We start from the raw sequence: 19,362 nt of genomic DNA on the forward strand, positions 1-19,362 counted from the left end.
CATGGCCCAACGCCACCCCCTGCCCTACGGCTTTGCCAAGGCCAACACGCTGCTGCTGGAAGACGACGGCGGCCAGTTGCTGCTGCGTTTTGCCGACAGCACGCCGCGCAGTGCCTTGACCGAGGTGCTGCGCCTGTATTCGGTCGACCAGCTGGAACACGAAGACAGCGCCGCCCTGGCCCAGCGCCTGGCCGAGGCCTACTCGGGCGGCGAAGGCAGCGCCGCTTCGGTGATCGGCGAAGTCGAAAGCGCGGTCGACCTCTCGCGCATGATGCAGGAGCTGCCGGCGGTCGAAGACCTGCTGGAAGCCGCCAACGACGCGCCCATCATCCGCATGCTCAACGCGCTGCTGACGCAGGCCGCGAAGGACGGCGCCAGCGACATCCACATCGAGCCCTACGAGCGCAGCTCCAGCGTGCGCTTCCGCGTGGACGGCACGCTGCGCGAAGTCGTGCAGCCGAACAAGGCGCTGCACGCGGCGCTGATCTCGCGCCTGAAGATCATGGCCGAGCTGGACATTGCCGAGAAGCGCCTGCCGCAGGATGGCCGCATCTCGCTGCGCATTGGCGGCCGGGCAATCGACGTGCGGGTTTCGACCCTGCCTTCGGCCCACGGCGAACGTGCGGTGCTGCGCCTCCTGGACAAGAGCGAGTCCAAGTTCACGCTGGAAGGCCTGGGCATGGACGGCGACGTGCTCGCCGCCTTCGACCGCCAGGTCCACCAGCCGCACGGCATCGTGCTGGTCACCGGCCCGACCGGCTCCGGCAAGACGACCACGCTGTACGCGTCCCTCGGTCGGCTCGACACCGCCACCACCAACATCCTGACGGTGGAAGACCCGGTCGAATACGAGCTGGCCGGCATCGGCCAGACGCAGGTCAACGCGAAGATCGACCTGACCTTCGCCAAGGCCTTGCGCGCCATCCTGCGGCAGGACCCGGACGTCATCATGATCGGCGAAATCCGCGACTTCGAGACCGCGCAGATCGCCATCCAGGCCTCGCTGACCGGCCACCTGGTGCTGGCCACGCTGCACACCAACGACGCGCCCTCGGCCGTGACCCGGCTGATCGACATGGGCGTCGAGCCCTTCCTGCTCAGCTCCTCGCTGCTGGCGGTGCAGGCCCAGCGCCTGGTGCGCAAGCTCTGCCCGGTCTGCCGCAAGCAGGATGGCGAAGGCCGCTGGCACCCCGTCGGTTGCCCCGCCTGCAGCATGAGCGGCTACAAGGGCCGCACCGGCGTCTACGAACTGATGGTCGTGGACGACAAGGTGCAGGCGCTGATCCACAACCAGGCCGCCGAGAGCGAGATCATCGAAGCCGCCCGCCTCAACGGCCTGCGCTCGATGCGCGAGGACGGTGAACGGCTGGTCGCCGCCGGCATCACGTCACTGGAAGAAGTTCTCCGCGTCACCCGCGAGTGAGTTGAGCGATGCCCGCCTTCAAGTACGAAGCCCTCAACGCCGCCGGCAAGCAGGTCAATGGCCTGGTCGAGGCCGACCATGCCAAGTCCGCGCGGGCGGCCGTGCGCGGCCAGGGGCTGGTGCCCTTGACCGTCACGCTGGTGGCCATGGTCGAGGCTTCGACCGGCAACAGCGTCAAGTTCAACCGCCGGGCCTTCAGCAAGAGCGGGCTGACGGTCTGGACCCGGCAACTGGCCGGCCTGGTCTCGTCCGGCCTGCCGCTGGAACGGGCCTTGACCGCGCTGGCCGACGAATCCGAAGAGCCGCGCCAGCGCGAGCTCATCGCCCACCTGAAGAGCGAAGTCAACGGCGGCAGCCCGTTCGCCCGCGCACTGGCCTCGGCACCGCGCGAGTTCGACGACGTGTACCGCGCAGTGGTCGCCGCCGGCGAGCAGAGCGGCGCACTCGGCGGCGTGCTGGAGCGCCTGGCCGATGACCTGGAGGAACGCCAGGCGCTGCGCAGCAAGCTGATCGGCGCGATGCTGTATCCGGCCATCGTCTCGCTGATCGCGGTCGTCATCGTCACCTTCCTGGTCACCTACGTGGTGCCGCAGGTGGCCTCGGTGTTCGTCAACGGCAAGCACGCCCTGCCCATCCTGACGGTCATCATGCTCGCCGTGAGTGCCTTCGTGCGCAACTACGGCCTCTACTTCGTCGCGGTGATGACCGTGGGCGTGGTGCTGCTGCTGCGTGCGCTGCGCAACGAAGCCTTCCGCCAGCGCTTCGACGCCGGCATGCTGAACGTGCCCTTGATCGGCCGGCTCACGCGCGGCTACAACGCCGCCCGCTTCGCTGGCACGCTGGCGATGCTGGCAGGCGCCGGCGTGCCCATCCTGAAGGCGCTGCAAGCCGCGGCCGAAACCCTGGGCAATCGCGCGATGCGGGCCGACGCGATGGACGCGCTGGTCCAGGTGCGCGAAGGCGCGCCGCTGGCCTCGGCCATGGCCGCCAAGAAGCGCTTCCCCGGCCTGCTGGCCATGTTCGCCCGCCTCGGCGAGCAGACCGGCCAGCTGCCGCGCATGCTGGACCGCGCCGCCAAGCAGCTCGGCGGCGAAGTACAGCGCCGCGCACTCGCGGTGGCCACCATCCTGGAACCGCTGCTGATCGTCGCGATGGGTGGCGTGGTGATGCTCATCGTGCTGGCCGTGATGCTCCCCATCATCCAACTGAACGACTGGGTCAAGTAAGACCCGCGCCGGGCTTTAACGCCCGGCCGCACGCCGCGTCGCGGCCGCCTTCAACTCCCGCTGCAACCAGCGCCCGAATGCCAGCGTGACCGACTCGGGCGGTGCCGACTGGCACAGCCGCTCGGCCAGCAGGTCGGCGCGGAGCTGGACGTGACCGAAGTGCATGCGCAGCGCCCCGGCTGGCAGCAGTGCTTCGGCCGGCAGCTTCACGCCGAACTTGCGCACCACCTCGGCCTCGAACCACAGCTGGTCCTCGCCATCGCGGTCCAGGCACAGCCCGTGGCCACGGAAGGCGCAGAGCCTGCGCCCGGGCCGCTCCAGGTCACGCATGGCCATGCGTTTGGTGCCGCGGAAGGCGGCCGAGATGCCGTCGATCAGCGGCCCGGTCCACAAGGCGCCAAACAGCGGCGAGACCATCAGCAGCGTGATTGGGTTGCCGGTGTACCACCAGAGCGACAGCGCGCCCAGCGTGAGCAGGATGCGGCTGGTGAGGTAGGTGGGCATGGCAGCCGCGATCTGACCACAGGCGCGGCGCAAAAGAAAAGGCGCCCGAAGGCGCCTGGGTGCGGAGCGAAAGTGACGATCAGGCGGCCGTCAGGCGGAAGGTGCCGACCACGCTGCTGAGGCGGCCGGCCTGGTCCTTCAGGCTTTCGGCGGCTGCAGTCGACTCCTCCACCAGCGCAGCGTTCTGCTGCGTCATCTGGTCCAGCTCGGTGACCGCCAGGTTGACCTGGCCAATGCCCTGGCTTTGCTCGGTGGAGGCGGTGCTGATCTCGCCAATGATGTCGGTGACCCGCTGCACGCTGGCGACGATCTCGTTCATCGTGTTGCCGGCATCGCCGACCAGGCGGGCGCCGGACTCGACCCTGTCGACGCTGGCGCCGATCAGGCTCTTGATCTCGCGCGCAGCTTCGGCACTGCGCTGGGCCAGGCTGCGCACCTCGCCGGCCACCACGGCAAAGCCGCGGCCTTGTTCGCCCGCGCGGGCAGCTTCCACGGCCGCATTCAGCGCCAGGATGTTGGTCTGGAAGGCGATGCCGTCGATCACGCCGATGATGTCGGCGATCTTCTTGCTGGACTGGTGGATGTCGCCCATGGTGCTGACCACCTGGGCCACTGCCGCACCGCCACGCTGGGCCACCTGGGCGGCCGAGCTGGCGAGCTGGTTGGCCTGGGAGGCAGCGTCGGCGCTGCTGCGCACGGTGCTGGTCAGCTGCTCCATCGCGCTGGCGGTTTCCTGCAGGTTGGAGGCCGTCTGCTCGGTGCGTGCGCTCAGGTCGTGGTTGCCGGTGGCGATCTGGGTGCTGGCGGTGGAGATGCTGTCGACCACGCCGCGCACCTCGTGCAGCGCGGTGCGCAGCGCCTGGCGCATCGCATCGATGGCGTGCAGCAGCTGGCCGGTTTCGTCGCTGCGGTAGCTGGTTTGCGCCGCGCCGGTCAGGTCCATGTCGGCGATCGCGCGAGCCGCGCGCTCGGCCTGGCGCAGCGGCACGGTGATGCTGCGGATCAGCATCCAGCCCAGCGCAGAGCCAGCCACCAGCGCCAGCGCGGTGCAGGCCAGTAGCAGCGTGACGGTGCGCGAGCGCAGCGACTCGACGCGCGCAGCCGATTCGTCCAGCTGATCGCGCTGCACCTTGACCAGCCCGCCCACGGCCTCGAGGTAAAGCTTGGAGGACGGCTCGAACCGCTCGTTGAAGATTCGCGTGGCGGCTTCCGCATCACCCGCCTTTTTGACCTTGCTGATTTCTTCCCGTGCGGCAAGGTAAGTCTTGCGCAATTCGCTGATCTTGGCGAACCGCGCCTTTTCATCCGCCGAATCCAGCGCGCCTTCGATGAGCTTCTGCAAGTCGTTGGTTGCGGAGATGGAGGCTGCAGAGGCGGGCGCGAAGTAGTCGATCAGCGCCGGGTCGCTGCTCTTGGCAATGGCCGCGGCGCGCTGGATGCCGGCGGTGGTGTAACGAAGCCAGTCGGACCCGGCCCGCTCGACCTTGAGGTTGCTGCTGAGCATCACCTCGACTTCTTGGCCCAGATGGCGCAGTTGCACCACGGCAACGATGCTGCTGAGCAGCGAGAGTCCCAGGATGGCGGACAACACCAGCACGAGCCTGCGCCCGATGGAGCCCTTGCGGGCAAAGGAAGCTTGCGGCATGGAAAAACTTCTCCGGCAAAAAAGACGGTAAACAACGAGACGAGATGGCTTGTCCGTTTGCTAGGCGACGGGGCGATGGCAGCGGCCAGGCGCGGATCCGAGCGAGCAACGGAGAAGCGTGAATTCTTCGGCGACTCCCCTCGTTTCAAGCGCCGGATAAGCCGCCTGGAAGCCGCCAATTCACCGAACTTGTCATGAGGTCTCTTGCAGCGGTCCCCGTCGGCGCCAGCCGCGAGCCGGCCGGCAGGCTCGCGATTTGCTTGAGCCCGATCAGCCCTGGTTTTGCGCCGCTGATCCGGCGCTGGCCCAGGCAGGTCATTTGCTGCAATGCAGTTGCCGGCCCTCTCGTTTCAAGCCGGTGATTGCCTGGATGGAGGTCTGATGTCCACATCTCACGAGCTCGTTTCGGTCAGCAGCGGCGCAATTCCGATTGCCCGCATGCGCAGCCTCTACCGCGTCGCCGAGGTGCAGCAACGGCTGCACAAGCTGCCCGACCGGGAACACGAAACGCTGCGCTCCACCTACGAGCGCATGCTCGAAAAAGGGCCCGAGCGTTTCCAGGTCAAGCCTTCCGGCCTGCCGGCCATGGGCCACCTCTACGACGAACTGCCCAACTTCCACGGGGTGCTGGACGCCGTGCGCCGCCAGCTCGCGCTGTGCGAGGACAGCCGCGACGCGCTGGAGATCACGCCCATGCTGCTGCTCGGCCCGCCGGGCGTTGGCAAGACCCATTTCGCACGCGAGATCGCCCAGCTGCTGGGCACCGGCATGGGCTTCCTGTCGATGAGCTCGCTGACCGCCGGCTGGGTGCTCTCCGGCGCCTCCAGCCAGTGGAAAGGCGCGCGGCCCGGCAAGGTCTTCGAGACCCTGGTGGACGGCAACTACGCCAACCCGGTGATGGTGGTCGACGAGATCGACAAGGCCCGCGGCGAACATGCCTACGATCCGCTGGGCGCGCTCTACGGCCTGCTGGAGCACGACACCGCGCACAGCTTCACCGATGAATTCGCCGAAGTGCCCATCGACGCCAGCCAGGTCATCTGGGTCGCCACCGCCAACGACGAGCGCTGTATCCCCGAGCCCATCCTGAACCGCATGAACGTGTTCGAGGTGCAGATGCCGGACGCCGCTGCGGCGCGCGCCATCGCCAGCCGGCTGTATGCGTCCATCCGCGGGGCCCATGCCTGGGGCGAGCGCTTTGACGAGACGCCGTCCACGGCCGTGCTGGACCGCCTGGCCGACATGGCGCCACGCGAGATGCGCCGCGCCTGGATGACCGCCTTTGGCAACGCCCGGCTGGACAGCCGCGGCACGCTGCTGGAGAAGGACCTGCCCAACGCCTCCGGCAACAAGAACCGCATGGGCTTCGTGCACTGAACTGACAGCGACGAACACCGCTGCCCACCACATAATGCTGGCCGACATGGTCAGCAGCTTTCACTTGCACCGCAGCCGCCGCGCCTCATGGTGTTGGTGGCTGGTCGCGTTGTGCCTGCTGAAGCTGGCGGTGCCGCTGATGGCGGTTGCCGCTGCGCACCACCGCGGCGTGGAACTGGTCGAAGTCTGCTCGGTGTACGGCATGCGCACCATCGCGTTGACAGCCCCGGGCGCCGACAGCGCGGCCCCGCTGGCGGACGGTGACCTCAGCGCCGGCCCGGCGCAACACACCGGCAACACCGCGCACGATCACTGTGCGCTCGGCGGCATGCTGGGCGGCGCGATGCTGCTGCTGGCGGTGCTCGGCTGGCTGCTGCCGGGCCGTGCGCGGCCTGAGCCCGCCCCGCCCGTCCCCCGGCCCACGCGCCGGCCGGACCCGCTGCTGCGCTGGCTCGGCGCACGCCTGCACGCCCCGCCGCTGCCGGCCTGACGCGCTCCGGCGCGCCCTCCCACCTTCCTGCTGACCCGGGTCCGGCCGCCGCGCCGCGACCCGGCGGCGCCCTGCCATCCGCAAGCCGCACCTGCGCCACCCCGTGCCAGCACCGGCCTGCCCGATCACTGTTCAACCATGCCATTCCTCTCCCTGCCGATCCAGCTGCAGGCGCCGCCTGGCGTCGCCCTGCACCTGCTGGCCTGGGCTGCCGCGTTCGCAGCCCCCTGCACCCAAGCCCTGGCCCAGGGTGTTGCCAGCGATGCCGAGCTCACGCCGGTGATCGTCGTCACCGGCACGGCCTCGCGCACCGGCCTGCCCGCCAGCCTGCCCAGCGCCACCGCCAGCAAGACGGCCGAACAGCTGCGCGAGCAGAACCTGTTCAACCCCGAAGACGCACTGCAGTACATGCCCAACACGACGGTACGCAAGCGTTACCTGGGCGACCGCAACGCGCTGCTCGCCGGCCGCAGCTTCGGCACGCTGCAGCCGTCCCGCGCGCTGGTCTACCTGGACGGCTACCTGATCAGCAACTTCCTCGGCCGTTTCGACGCGCCGCGCTGGAACATGATCTCGCCCGAGGCCATAGCCCGGGTGGACATGCTCTACGGCCCGTACTCGGCGCTGCTGCCGGGCAACTCGATCGGCAGCACCGTCAGCGTCAGCCAGCGCGTGCCCAAGGGCTTCGAGGCTTCGGGCCGGCTCATCGGCAGCCAGCAGCGCTTCAGCCAGTACGGCCACGCGGACAACTTCGGCAGCGGCCAGCTCTCGCTGCACCTGGGCCAGGCGCTGGCCAGCGGCCTGTGGCTGAGCGCGGACCTGAACCACCAGGACGCCACCTCGCAGCCCATGCAATACGCGACCGTGACCGCAGCGGCCAACGGCAGCTTCCCAGCCACCAGCGGCACGGCCACGCCAGTCACCGGCATCGTCTACGACACGGACCCCAAGGGCTTGCGCCGCGCGGTCTTCGGCGCCAACGCAGGCGCCATCGACCACACCGTGCAGGACACGCTGAACCTGCGGGCCGGCCAGAAGCTGGGCGCCACGCTGGAGGCCAGCGCCATGGCCAGCTGGTGGCACAACGACACCCACACCCGCGACCAGAGCTTTCTGCGCGACGCCAGCGGCGCCACCGTCTGGTCCGGCGTCGTGACAGACGGCAGCAACAGCTTCAGCATCCCGCTCGCCAGCTTCGCGCCGGCCAACCGCACCGAGCTGCACCAGCAACTGGGCGCCAGCCTGAAGACCCGCCGCGGCCCGGGCTGGAATGCCTCGCTGGTGCTGTCGAGCTACCGCATCCTGGACGACGCTGCACGCCAGGCGAACAATCCCGACCCGGTCGCCGCTCAGGGCGGCGCCGGCAGCGTCACGCGGCGCGACGGCACCGGCTGGCACACGGCCGAAGCCCAGGCCACCTGGACCCCCAGCGCAGACGACTGGACCGCCGGCCGCCACAGCCTGGCATTCGGCCTGCACCGCAACACCTACCACCTGGACAACGCGGTGGCCAATGTCGGCGCCGATGGCGACTGGCGCAGCGATGAAGGCACGCGCTCGCAGGACTACCGCGGCCGCAGCACGATCACCGCGCTCTACGCGCAGGACGGCTGGCGCCTGGCCGAGGACTGGAAGCTCACGCTGGGCTGGCGCGAGGAGTGGTTCAAGGCCTACGACGGCAGCCAGCTCGCCAGCGGCGTGAGCGTGCCCTATGACGACCGCAGCCTGCGCGGCCACTCGCCCAAGGCCGCCCTGGCCTACCAGGCCAGCGACAGCCTGCTGCTCAAGCTGAGCTTGGGCCGCGGCGTGCGCTTCCCGAACGTGGAAGAGCTCTACAACGGCACCGTCACAGCCACCAGCCAGACCCTGTCGGACCCGAACCTGCAGGCCGAAACCTCGGACGCGGCGGAACTCAGCGCCGAGCAGGAATGGGAGCACCAGCGCCTGCGCGTCTCGCTGTTCCGCGACGAAGTGAAAAACGCCATCCTGCGCCAGAGCACCAGCGACCCCGCCGTCTGCAAGACCACCGCCACCGGCGCCAGCAGCTACACCTGCGTGCAGAACGTGGACCGGGTGAAGACCCAGGGCGTGGAGCTGGCCTGGTCGGCCCAGGACCTGTGGCTCAGCGGCCTGGCGCTGGACGCCAGCTTCGCCCACAACTTCCAGAGCAAGGTGACCGCCAACCGCAACGACCCGGCCATGGTCGGCAAAAGCTGGCTGCGGGTGCCGCGCCAGCGCGCCACGCTGCAGGCCAGCTGGCGGCCCGAAGCCCATTGGCTGTTCGCCGCCAGTTGGCGCTACGAAGGCCGGGCCTACAACGACACCTACAACCTGGACGTGAACCCGAATGTCTACGGCGGCGTGTCGCAGGTGCGCCAGCTGGACCTGCGCAGCGCCTACCGCTTCAGCCCGCAGCTGGAACTGGCGCTGGGCGTCAACAACGTCGCCGACCAGCCGGCCTACCAGTCCCACCCCTACCCCGGCCGCACGCTCTTCGCCGAGCTGCGCTTCAGCTTGTGAGCGCCCCCACCATGAACAACGCCTCGCTGCAGCGCATCTTCTGGCGCCTGCATTTCTGGGCCGGCCTGCTGTGCGCGCCCATCGTGCTGTTCGCCTCGCTCACCGGGCTGCTCTACGTGCTGTCGCCGCAGATCGAGGCCTGGCGCTACGCCGCGCTGGACCACGTGGCCCCGGCCGCGCAGCCACTGCCGCTGGACGCCCAGGTGCAGGCCGGGCTGGCCAGCCAGCCCGGCAGCACGCTGCGCCAGGTGGTGCCGCCGCATGCCGCGGACGACAGCACCCAGGTCGTGCTGAATCCTCCCCGCCAGCCGCATGAGCATCACGCGATGGCGGACGGGCCGGACCATCACGGCCTGCCCGACGGCGTGCTGGTCTATGTGAACCCGGCCACCGGCCAGGTGCTGGGCAGCCTGCCCGAACTGGCCCGCTTCAGGACCTGGGCCAAGAAGCTGCATGCCAGCGCGCTGCTGGGCGACGGCTGGCGCTGGCTCATGGAGCTGGGCGCCAGCTGGATGCTGGTGCTGATGGCCACCGGCATCGTCATGTGGTGGCCGCACTCGCAGGCCCGCGGTGGCCCGGGCTGGCGCGCACTCAGGCCGCGCTGGGGCAGAGGCCGCGCGACCTGGCGCGACCTGCATGCCGTCGTCGCGCTGGCGCTGGGCGGCGTGCTGGCGGTGGTGCTGGTCACCGGCCTGACCTGGTCACGCCACAGTGGCGCAAGGTTCAGCGCCTTGCAGCAGCAGCTGGGACAGGACAGCCCGCGCCCGCCCAAGGCGCTGCAGTCGGCCCCCGGCAACGGGCCGATGCTGGGCTGGCAGGCCGCCTGGGACCGGGCCCGTGCGCTGGCGCCGGACATCCGCCTGCAGATCAGCCCTCCGGCGGGCGACACCGGCACCTGGCGCGTCGAGAACCAGGACCGCAGCCAGCCCACCGCCCGCTTCAACCTGGTGCTGGACGCAAGCAGCGGCGCGCCGCTGTTCCAGAGCGGCTGGGACCAGCTGCCGCTGCTCTCGCGTGCCACCGCGGTGGGCATTCCCTTCCATCGTGGCGAGTTCGGCCTGTGGAACCAGGTCTTGCTGGTGCTGACGGCGCTGGCCGCGGTGTTCTCGGTGGTCTCCGGCCTGGCCATGTGGTGGCTGCGCCGCCCGCGGGGCCAGCTGGCAGCCCCCACGCTGCAGCGCCGGCAGCTGCGCCAGGCGCCGCTGTGGCTGTGGCCGCTGATGGCGGCGCTGGCCTGGGCCTTGCCGGTGTTCGGCTGGAGCCTGCTGGCGATGCTGGGCATCGAGGCCCTCAGGCTGTGCTGGCCGGCGGGTGCCCAAGGCCACAGACCCGACCCACCCGCGGGCCTACACTGAGCTGCCGGCCAAGCGTCGGCAGAGGATGAACCGATGGACTTCTCCGTTTCGACCTGGTGGTGGGTGGCCGCCGGGGCCCTGGTGGCCCTGGAACTGGCCACCGGCACCTTCTACCTGCTGATGCTGGCCCTGGGCGCGGCGGGCGGCGCGCTGGCGGCGCTGGCCGGGCTGGCCGCCGGCCTGCAGTGGCTGGCTGCGACCCTGCTCGGGCTGGGCGCCACCGCGCTGTGGCACCGCCACCGCGGGCGCCAGCGCCAGGCCCCCGCGCCCTCGCACAACCGCGATGTCAACCTCGACATCGGTAACCAGGTCCAGGTCGATGCCTGGGGCGCCGACCGCAGCGCCCGCGTGAACTACCGCGGCACCCAGTGGCAGGCCAGGCTGGCCGAAGGGGCGCATGCCGCCCCCGGCCCGCACCGCATCAGCGCCGTCGAAGCCAACTGGCTGGTGCTCAGCCCGCTGCCCGCGGCGGCAACCCCAACCCTCTGAAAGCGCCCATGGAAATCGCACTCGTGCTGGCCGTCGTGGCCATCGTCTTCATCATCAAGACCATCAAGATCGTGCCGCAGCAGAACGCCTGGGTGGTCGAGAAACTGGGCAAGTACGACCGCACGCTGACCCCCGGCCTGGCCTTCGTCACGCCCTTCATCGAGAAGGTCGCGTACAAGCACTCCCTCAAAGAGGTTCCTCTTGACGTGCCCAGCCAGGTCTGCATCACCAAGGACAACACCCAGCTGCAGGTCGACGGCATCATCTACTTCCAGGTGACCGACCCGATGCGCGCCAGCTACGGCTCGAGCAACTACATCTTCGCCATCACCCAGCTGGCGCAGACGCTGCTGCGCTCGGTGATCGGCAAGATGGAACTGGACAAGACCTTCGAGGAACGCGACCACATCAACCTGGCGGTCGTCGCGTCGCTGGACGAGGCCGCCGCCAACTGGGGCGTGAAGGTGCTGCGCTACGAGATCAAGGACCTGACGCCGCCAGCCGCGATCCTGCATTCGATGCAGGCGCAGATCACCGCCGAGCGCGAGAAGCGCGCGCTGATCGCCGCCTCCGAAGGCCGCAAGCAGGAGCAGATCAACATTGCCACCGGCGAGCGCGAGGCCTTCATCGCCCGCTCCGAGGGCCAGCGCCAGGCCGAGATCAACAAGGCCCAGGGCGAGGCCGCCGCCATCGTCGCAGTGGCCGAGGCCACCGCCAAGGCCATCCGCCAGGTGGCAGAGGCCATCCAGTCGCCCGGCGGCGAGCAGGCGGTGCAGCTGAAGGTGGCGGAGAAAGCGGTAGAGGCCTATGCCCAGCTGGCGCAGAAGAACAACACCATGATCGTGCCCGGCAACATGAGCGAAGTGGCAGGCCTGATCGGCACCGCGATGGCGCTGATGAAGCAGCCGCCCAAAGACACGACACCCCGCCCGCCGTCCACCGTGACCGGACTGCGCTGAGCCCATGCCAGCCTCCCTCGACAACCGCCTCGTCGTCGCGATCTCTTCCCGCGCGCTGTTCGACTTCGAGCAGGAAAACCAGGTCTTCGAGGACGGCGACGACCGCGCCTACATGGACCTGCAACTCAAGCTGCTGGACCAGCCAGCCGCGCACGGCGTGGCCTTTTCGCTGGTGCAGAAGCTGCTGGACTTCAACCGCGGCGCGCAGCCGCTGGTGGAGGTGGTGATCCTGTCGCGCAACGACCCGGCCTCGGGGCTGCGCGTGTTCCGCTCGGCGCAGCACTACGGCCTGGGCATTGAGCGCGGTGCCTTCACCCGCGGCGCCAGTCCCTGGCGCTACCTGCGCCCGCTCGGCGCCCACCTGTTCCTGTCGGCCAACGAGGCCGACGTGCGCCAGGCCCTGGCCGCCGGCGTGCCGGCCGCGCGTGTGCTGCCACAGGCCGCACGCGCCTCGGCCGCGCACCCCACCGAACTGCGCATCGCCTTCGACGGCGACGCCGTGCTGTTCTCCGACGAATCCGAACAGGTCTTCCAGCGCGGTGGGCTTCAAGCCTTCCAGGACCATGAGGTCGAACAGGCGCAAACCCCGCTGGCCGCCGGCCCGTTCAAGCCACTGCTGGACGCCCTGCACCGCCTGCGCGCCAGCGCCGAGGACACTGGCATGACGCTGCGCACCGCCCTGGTCACCGCCCGCGGTTCCCCGGCCCACGAACGCGCCATCCGCACGCTGATGGCCTGGGGCGTCGAGATCGACGAAGCCTTCTTCCTCGGCGGCCTCACCAAAGGCCCGTTCCTGCGCGAATTCGAACCCGATTTCTTCTTCGACGACCAGACCGGCCACGTCGAGGGCGCCGCGCCGCATGTGCCGTCCGGCCATGTGGCGGCAGGCATTGCCAACCCCGCGCTGCGTCAGGCGACGGGAACAACTGCGGCCTGATACGCCGCGACGAACTCCGGCGGCATGCGGCGCGGCTTGCCGCTGCTGATCTCGATGCAGATCAGGTCCCAGCGGCCGCGCATCAGCGTCTGCCCGTCGCGGGTGCGGCGCAGCTGGAAGCGGCGTTCCATCGCCAGCTTGCCGTCGCTGGCAGTGAGCCAGGTGGCGATCTGCAGGGCCTCGCCCTGCGAGGACGGCAGCAGGTAGTCGTAGTGGCCGTGGCGGATGGCCATCGCGCGATCCAGCCGGCGGTAGTCGGCCAGGCTCAGGCCCAGGTGCTCGGAATGCGCCCAGCCCACCCGCTCGCACCACTGCACGTAGACGGCGTTGTTGGTGTGGTCCAGGCCGTCGATGTCCTGCGGCTGCGGGACGACTTCAAGGGTGAACGGATCGGGCAGGTCCCAGCTCATCGGCGCGGCGCTTGGTGCAGACAGACACGGCGCCGATGATACGGACGGCGACCGATGCGGCCTGCCACTTGGGTGACTCAAGGTTCGAAGCCTTTCGCTTCGAGCCGCACCAGCCCAATGCGCGTGCCCTTGCCGTCCGGCCCGGGTTCCAGGCTGACCTGGAACTGGCGGCTGGACAGGCCGGCCTTCAGCAGCCGGCCGCCGGGCTTGGGTTTGTCGTTCTTGCAGCGCAGCACGTCGTCGCTGCCGCTGGCCTTGGGCAGGGGTGTGTCAACCTGGCCGGGCTGGCCGCAGTCCAGCACCGTGCCCTTCTTGGCCAATGCCTCGCGGTAGAACGCGGCGACGCGGTCTGGCGGGTCGCTGCTGAGGAACTGGCCGGCGGCCAGCGTGAAGCCGAAGCTGCCGCCCCACAGGCGGATCTGCGCCGAATCCTTTTCGTCGTTCTTCTCGGTCCAGGGCTTGGCACCGGGGTAGAGCGGCAGCCCGATGTCGGCCGGCGTGGCGGCTTCGTCGATGGCCAGCCCGGCCTTGAAGCCTTCGGCCCAGGCCAGCGTGGTGCCCACCAGGGCCAGGCTCAAGATCGATGTGCCCACGATGGCCAGCAGGCGCAGCGGGCGAAATGCCGAAGTGCGGGGGGAGTGGAAGGGGTTGGAGCGGGTCATGGCGGAGGCACCTGCAACTGGATTCGATGGCTGCATGTTCGGCCACCAGCCCCTGGCGCTACAGCTGCTTGCGACGAACCGTCGCCTCGGCGGCACAGGCCGCGCAGTGGCCGGCCAGGGTGACAATGCGGCCGCGCCAACCCGGCGCCCGGTCACCTCCACGTTCAGCCCACCGCACCTTGAACACCACCCTGCCCGCCAGCACCGAACCCGTGCGCCACCCACCCGGCCTGAAGGTCATCTTCCTGACCGAGATGTGGGAGCGCTACAGCTACTACGGCATGCGGCTGCTGCTGGTGCTGTACCTCACCAAGGCACTGGGCTACCCGCGCGCCGAGGCGCTGAGCCTGTACGGGCTCTACACCGGGCTGGTCTACCTGACGCCGCTTTTGGGCGGCTACATCGCGGACCGCTGGCTGGGCGCACGGCTGACCTCCATCATCGGCTCCACGGTGATGATGCTGGGTCACTTCGCAATGGCCTTCGAGCCGCTGCTGTTCGTCGCACTCGGGCTGCTGGTGGTCGGCAACGGGCTGTTCAAGGCCAACACCTCGTCCATGGTCGGCCTGCTGTACGACGGCCCGGACGATCCACGCCGCGCCGGCGGCTACACGATCTTCTACATGGCGGTGAACGTCGGCTCGCTGCTGGCACCGCTGGGCGCAGGCACGCTGGGCGAGGTCTATGGCTGGCACTGGGGCTTTGCCAGCGCCGGCGTGGGCATGGGGCTGGGCCTGGTGGCCATGCTGTGGCTGCAGCCGCTGCTGGGCCGCGCCGGGCTGCGCGAAGACCAGACCGGCGTGACGCGCCAGCACCTGCCGCTGGTGCTGGCCTTCTGCGCGGGCAGCCTGCTGCTGGTGCTGGCGGTGATGCAGGTGTCAAGGCTGCTCAGCGGCGTGCCGATGGGGCTGCAGCTGGTGCTGGGCGTGGCCGCGGTGGTGCTGGTGCTGTGGTTCAGCGGCCGGCGCCAGCGTGGCGCTGCAACCGCCCGGCCGGCCCTGAGCCCGGTCGAACGCCAGCGCGTGCTGGCCATCGCGGTCATCGTCTTTTTCGTGATCTTCTTCTGGCTGGGCTACGAGCAGACCGGCGGCACGATGACGCTGTTTGCCGACGAGCAGACCGACCGCCATCTCTTCGGCTGGGAGATCCCGGCGACCTGGTTCCAGCTCGTCAACCCGCTGACCATCATCCTGCTGGCCCCCGCCTTCGCCGCGCTGTGGACCCGGCTGGACCGCTCGCGCTACGCACTGCCGGACCCGGCCAAGATGGCGCTGGGCATGATCACGCTGGGCCTGGGTTTTGTCGTGATGGCGATTGCGCAGCAGCGCGCGCAGGCCTTCGGCCATGTCGGCCCGCTGTGGCTGGTGGTCGTGTACGTGCTGCACACGCTGGGCGAGCTGATGCTGTCGCCGGTCGGCCTGTCGCTCACGTCGCGCCTGGCGCCGCGCCACCTGGCCGGCCTGCTGATGGGCTGCTGGATGGCGGCCACCGGCGTGGCCAACTACCTGGCCGGCTCGCTCGAAGGCCTGCTGGCCGGCAGCGGCATCCCGCCTTTCGTGTTCCTCTACGGCAGCTCCATCGGTGCCGGACTGCTGCTGCTGTGCCTCACGCCCTGGCTGAACCGGTTGACCCGGCACACGTCAGGCGAAAGCTGATCGCCCCCGCGGGAAAGACGCGATGAAAAAGCTCGACAAGTTCTCGTCCAACTGGGCTGCCATCAGCGGACTGCTCGACGAAGCGCTGTCGCTGCCGCCGGCGCAGCGCGAAGCGTGGCTGGCCGGCCTGTCAGGCGCGGACGCGGACCACCGCGAAGCGCTGCATGCGCTGCTCGCCGGGCAGTCGAAGATCGAGTCGGGCGACTTCCTGGCCAAGCCGCCGGCCTTGCACGCCATGCCGGCCGACGCGGGCGAAGGCCTCGCGCCTGGCGGCAGCGTCGGCCCGTACCGGCTGGTGGAACGGCTCGCGCTCGGCGGGATGGGCGCCGTCTGGATCGCCGAGCGCGCCGACGGTTTGATGAAGCGGCAGGTCGCACTGAAGCTGCCGCGGGCCGTCTGGGGCGATGCCTTTGCCGAACGCCTGGCCCGCGAGCGCGAGATCCTCGCCTCGCTCGAACACACGCACATCGCCCGCCTCTACGACGCCGGGGCCGATGCCCAGGGGCGGCCCTACCTGGCCATGGAGCTGATCGACGGCGAGCCGATCGATGCCTGGTGCCGCGAGCGTGCGCTGCCGCTGCGCGAACGCATCGCCCTGCTGCTGCAGGTGATGGCGGCCGTCGCCCACGCCCACGCCAAGCTGGTGGTGCACCGCGACCTGAAGCCCAGCAACATCCTCGTCACGAACGACGGCCAGGTGAAGCTGCTGGACTTCGGCATCGCCAAGCTGCTGCAGGCCGGCGAAGCAACGCAGGAAACCGGGCTGACCGCCGCCCACGGCCGCGCGCTGACGCCGGACTACGCGAGCCCCGAGCAGATCGCCGGCGAGCCGCTGGGCACGGCCAGCGACATCTACAGCGCAGCGGTGGTCGCCTTCGAGTTGCTGGCCGGCGGCGGCCGCCCGTACCGCCTCAAGCGCGCGAGCGCGGCGCAACTGGAGGAGGCCATCGCCTCCGTCGAACCCGCGCTGGCCAGCCAGGTGGCTGACACGCCAACGCTGGCCCGGCAGCTCAAGGGCGACCTGGACGCCATCCTGCACAAGGCGCTGAAGAAGCAGCCCGCGCAGCGCTACGCGACGATGGACGCGTTTGCGCAGGACCTGCGGCGGCACCTGGCGGGCGAACCGGTGGAGGCCCGGCCGGACCGGCTGTCGTACCGCTTCGCCAAGTTCGTCGGCCGCTACCGGCTGCAGGTGGCCGCGGGCGGCCTGGTGGCGGTGGCGCTGGTGGCGGGCGCGTCGGTCGCGGTCTGGCAGGCAAGGCTGGCGCGCAACGAGGCGGATGCCGCCCGCGCCGTGCAGCAGTTCCTCGAAAGCGTGTTCACCGCCAACAGCGCGGACCAGGCCGACCCTGCCAAGGCCCGCAACACCACCGCCAGCGAGCTGCTGAACCGTGGCGCCCAGCGCATTGACACCGAGCTGAGGGACGCGCCATTTGCGCGCCTGCGGCTGCTGAAAATCCTGGCGTCCATGTCCGAGGACATGCAGCTGGAAGCACAGCAGCTCGCGCTGTGCCGCAAGCGGCTGGCACTGGCGCGCGAGTTGACGGGGCCCGAGAGCGACGACACCGTGCTCGCAATGGCCGACACGGCCGCCGCGCTGACGCAGCAGGAGCACCGCGAAGAGGCGCAGCAACTGCTGAAGGACGGCGCGGCCATCCTCGACGCTCGCCACGACAACAGCTCGCAGGCGAGGTTTCGCATTGAGCTGCGGCAAGCCGCGCTGGACGCCCGCCTGGACCCAACGCATGGCGAGGCGGCGGCAGGCCGGGCGGTCGCCATCGCGCGGCGCGGCCCGCCCACCGCCGACCTCGGGCTGGCCCTGCAGTGGCTGGGCCAGAATGCTTCCTACGTCGGCCACAACGAACAGGCACGCGACGCGCTGACCGAAGCGATCGCGCTGGGTGAAGCCCATCCCGAGTTCGGTGCCAGCCAGCTGTTCACCGCCTACATCACGCTGGGCAACGTGCAGCGCGCGCTTGGCGCGTATGACCAGGCCCGGGCCAGCTTCGCGCACAGCCTGGAGATCGGGCACCGAACCGCCGCGGCACCGGGGCAAATCCATTTCACCGAGGCAACCTTCGCCAACTTCCTCTACGACACCGGCCGTTTCCACGAGAGCCTGGCGGTGGTCGAGCCGGCCTACCGCTTCGGCCTCACTGGCGAGCTTCAGATGGGCCTGGCCAAGCCGATGATGGTGGCCGCGCACGGTCGGGCCCTGATCGCCCTTGGCCGGACCGAGGAAGGGCTGGCGGAGGTGGACCAGGCGCTGAAGCTGGGCGACCGAATGAAGGATGCACCCGACTTCGCCGTGCCGCTCTGGAGCTTCCGGGCGCAGGGCCTGACCGACCTCGGCCACTTCGACGAAGCGCGCGCCGCGATCCAGCATGTGCAGGACATCGCCACCAAGGCCAACTACCCGGCGGGGGGTTTCCTCCGCCCGGCGCAGCGGCGCCTGCTGGTCGCGCAAGGGCAAGGCGCGCAGGCGCTGGCCGCCTACCAGCAGGCGCGTGCCGACAAGAAGCTGCCGAAGGACCCTGCGCCTTCGGAGAAGGCAGGCACGATGGCCGAATCGGCATGGCTGCAAATGGCCGCCGGCAACACCGCGGAGGCGGAGCGACAGGCCCGGCAGGCGCTTGAAAAGATCGCGCAAGGCCAATCCGCCGACTACCAGCGGGACCACGAAGCGCTGGCCACGCTGGTGCTCGGGCAAGCCCTGCTGGCGCAACACCGCGCAGCCGAAGCGAGGCCCGTGCTGGAACAGGCCGTCAAGCTGCACCGCGCCGAGTACGACGCCGCGCGCAGCCTGGCGCTTGCGGATGCACTGCGCAGCTTCGCCGACTGCCAGCGCGCGCTCGGCGAATCGGCCAACGAGGCGCTGGCGGAGGAGAAGCGGATCCGGGCGACACACGGCCAGGCTGCAGTGGCGTTGGCGCAATGAAAGTGCCGGCCAGAATGCTGGCTATTCGCTGCCCGCAGGTGGCACCGGATAGCGCCTCAGCCCTTCCAGGTTCAGCACCCGCAAGCCCCCGTATTCGATCTGGATCAGCTGCGCGCCCTGCAGCGAGCGCAGCGCCTCGTTGACCCGCTGGCGCGACAGGCCGACCAGGTAGGCCAGTTCCTGCTGGGTGATGCGCAGCAACTGGCCCACGCCCGGGTACAGCACCGGGTGGAACAGCGCGGCAAGGTTGCGCGCCACGCGGGAATCGGGGTCGTTCAGGCGGTCCGTCTCGCGGGCCAGGATGAACTGGCCCAGGCGCTCGTTGAGCTGGTTCAGCACAAAGCGGTTGAAGGCAATGCTGCGGCCCAGCAGGTCGTGGAAGGCCTCGATCGGCAGGCCGGCCACCGCGCTCTGGCGCAAGGCCTCCACGTTGTAGCGGTAGGGCTCGCGCTTGAGCAGCGTGCCCTCGCCGAACCACGCACCTGGCGGCAGACCGGCGAAGGTCACCATGGTGCCGTGGCTGGCGTCGTTGCTCATCTTCAGCAGCCCCTCGACCAGCCCGAACCAGTAGGTTGGCGCCTTGCCGAGGCGGCAGATCAGATCGCCCGGCTCGGCGGTCACCAGGCGGATCTCGGGCTTGACCAGCGCCTTGTCCTCATCGCTCAGCAGCGCCAGCCAGGCAATGGTGGCGAGTTCGGCCTCGTGCGCCGGGCGCGAGCGCTGGTAGAGGGAAGACGGGGGCGTCAAGGCAGCCTTCATGTGCCCGAACCTT

General features: G+C 69.8%; 16 protein-coding genes. 11 read left to right on the forward strand and 5 right to left on the reverse strand.

Annotation, left to right across the window (positions count from 1 at the left end):
• Position 1: 1 nt before the first annotated feature.
• Together gspE and gspF are read left to right on the forward strand one after the other, a co-directional pair.
• Positions 2–1,423: a type II secretion system ATPase GspE gene (gene gspE, locus AC3WR5_RS15640; protein ID WP_141290264.1), complete on the forward strand. Its 1,422-nt coding sequence runs from the start codon at positions 2–4 to the stop codon at positions 1,421–1,423.
• Positions 1,424–1,431: 8 nt separating this feature from the next.
• Positions 1,432–2,649 carry a type II secretion system inner membrane protein GspF gene (gene gspF / locus AC3WR5_RS15645; RefSeq protein WP_231010187.1) on the forward strand — a complete coding sequence of 406 codons (1,218 nt, stop codon included), beginning with the start codon at positions 1,432–1,434 and terminating at the stop codon, positions 2,647–2,649.
• A gap of 15 nt (positions 2,650–2,664) precedes the next feature.
• Here the strand turns inward: gspF and AC3WR5_RS15650 are convergent, their stop codons facing one another.
• Positions 2,665–3,153, reverse strand: coding sequence for a hypothetical protein (locus tag AC3WR5_RS15650; protein WP_492485649.1), 489 nt, complete (start codon positions 3,151–3,153; stop codon positions 2,665–2,667).
• A 79-nt stretch (positions 3,154–3,232) separates the two neighbouring features.
• On the reverse strand, positions 3,233–4,798 hold the full coding sequence (locus AC3WR5_RS15655) for a methyl-accepting chemotaxis protein (protein ID WP_141289995.1): 1,566 nt from the start codon (positions 4,796–4,798) through the stop codon (positions 3,233–3,235).
• 381 nt (positions 4,799–5,179) lie between these two features.
• On the opposite strand from AC3WR5_RS15655, the gene AC3WR5_RS15660 reads away from it, so the two are divergent.
• The 7 genes from AC3WR5_RS15660 (at position 5,180) to AC3WR5_RS15690 (ending at position 12,925) form a co-directional block, all read left to right on the forward strand.
• Complete coding sequence (locus AC3WR5_RS15660) at positions 5,180–6,175, forward strand: AAA family ATPase (RefSeq protein ID WP_492485650.1); 996 nt, start codon at positions 5,180–5,182, stop codon at positions 6,173–6,175.
• 34 nt (positions 6,176–6,209) lie between these two features.
• Positions 6,210–6,665, forward strand: coding sequence for a hypothetical protein (locus AC3WR5_RS15665; protein WP_492485651.1), 456 nt, complete (start codon positions 6,210–6,212; stop codon positions 6,663–6,665).
• A gap of 138 nt (positions 6,666–6,803) precedes the next feature.
• The gene (locus AC3WR5_RS15670; RefSeq protein ID WP_492485652.1) at positions 6,804–9,185 is read left to right on the forward strand and encodes a TonB-dependent receptor; all 2,382 of its coding nucleotides are present in this window, start codon (positions 6,804–6,806) and stop codon (positions 9,183–9,185) included.
• An 11-nt stretch (positions 9,186–9,196) separates the two neighbouring features.
• Positions 9,197–10,540, forward strand: a complete 1,344-nt coding sequence (locus AC3WR5_RS15675) for a PepSY-associated TM helix domain-containing protein (protein WP_492485653.1) — start codon at positions 9,197–9,199, stop codon at positions 10,538–10,540.
• Positions 10,541–10,573: 33 nt separating this feature from the next.
• Positions 10,574–11,029, forward strand: a complete 456-nt coding sequence (locus AC3WR5_RS15680) for an NfeD family protein (protein WP_492485654.1) — start codon at positions 10,574–10,576, stop codon at positions 11,027–11,029.
• Positions 11,030–11,037: 8 nt separating this feature from the next.
• Positions 11,038–11,988: an SPFH domain-containing protein gene (locus tag AC3WR5_RS15685; RefSeq protein WP_141291402.1), complete on the forward strand. Its 951-nt coding sequence runs from the start codon at positions 11,038–11,040 to the stop codon at positions 11,986–11,988.
• Between the two features lie 4 nt (positions 11,989–11,992).
• Positions 11,993–12,925: a 5'-nucleotidase gene (locus tag AC3WR5_RS15690; protein WP_492485655.1), complete on the forward strand. Its 933-nt coding sequence runs from the start codon at positions 11,993–11,995 to the stop codon at positions 12,923–12,925.
• Here AC3WR5_RS15690 and AC3WR5_RS15695 read toward each other — a convergent pair.
• Entirely contained in the window at positions 12,898–13,335 is a 438-nt protein-coding gene (locus AC3WR5_RS15695; protein ID WP_492485656.1) for an acyl-CoA thioesterase, read from the reverse strand. The two genes, AC3WR5_RS15690 and AC3WR5_RS15695, sit on opposite strands and share 28 nt — an antisense overlap.
• A gap of 77 nt (positions 13,336–13,412) precedes the next feature.
• The gene (locus AC3WR5_RS15700; protein ID WP_492485657.1) at positions 13,413–13,997 is read right to left on the reverse strand and encodes a hypothetical protein; all 585 of its coding nucleotides are present in this window, start codon (positions 13,995–13,997) and stop codon (positions 13,413–13,415) included.
• A 179-nt stretch (positions 13,998–14,176) separates the two neighbouring features.
• On the opposite strand from AC3WR5_RS15700, the gene AC3WR5_RS15705 reads away from it, so the two are divergent.
• Both AC3WR5_RS15705 and AC3WR5_RS15710 read left to right on the forward strand, forming a co-directional pair.
• Complete coding sequence (locus tag AC3WR5_RS15705; RefSeq protein WP_492485658.1) at positions 14,177–15,652, forward strand: peptide MFS transporter; 1,476 nt, start codon at positions 14,177–14,179, stop codon at positions 15,650–15,652.
• A 22-nt stretch (positions 15,653–15,674) separates the two neighbouring features.
• Positions 15,675–18,590, forward strand: coding sequence for a protein kinase domain-containing protein (locus AC3WR5_RS15710; protein ID WP_492485659.1), 2,916 nt, complete (start codon positions 15,675–15,677; stop codon positions 18,588–18,590).
• A gap of 21 nt (positions 18,591–18,611) precedes the next feature.
• Here AC3WR5_RS15710 and AC3WR5_RS15715 read toward each other — a convergent pair whose 3' ends face one another.
• On the reverse strand, positions 18,612–19,349 hold the full coding sequence (locus AC3WR5_RS15715) for a Crp/Fnr family transcriptional regulator (protein ID WP_492485660.1): 738 nt from the start codon (positions 19,347–19,349) through the stop codon (positions 18,612–18,614).
• Positions 19,350–19,362: the final 13 nt, after the last annotated feature.

The sequence above is a fragment of the Ideonella sp. FW305-24 genome (assembly GCF_058788035.1).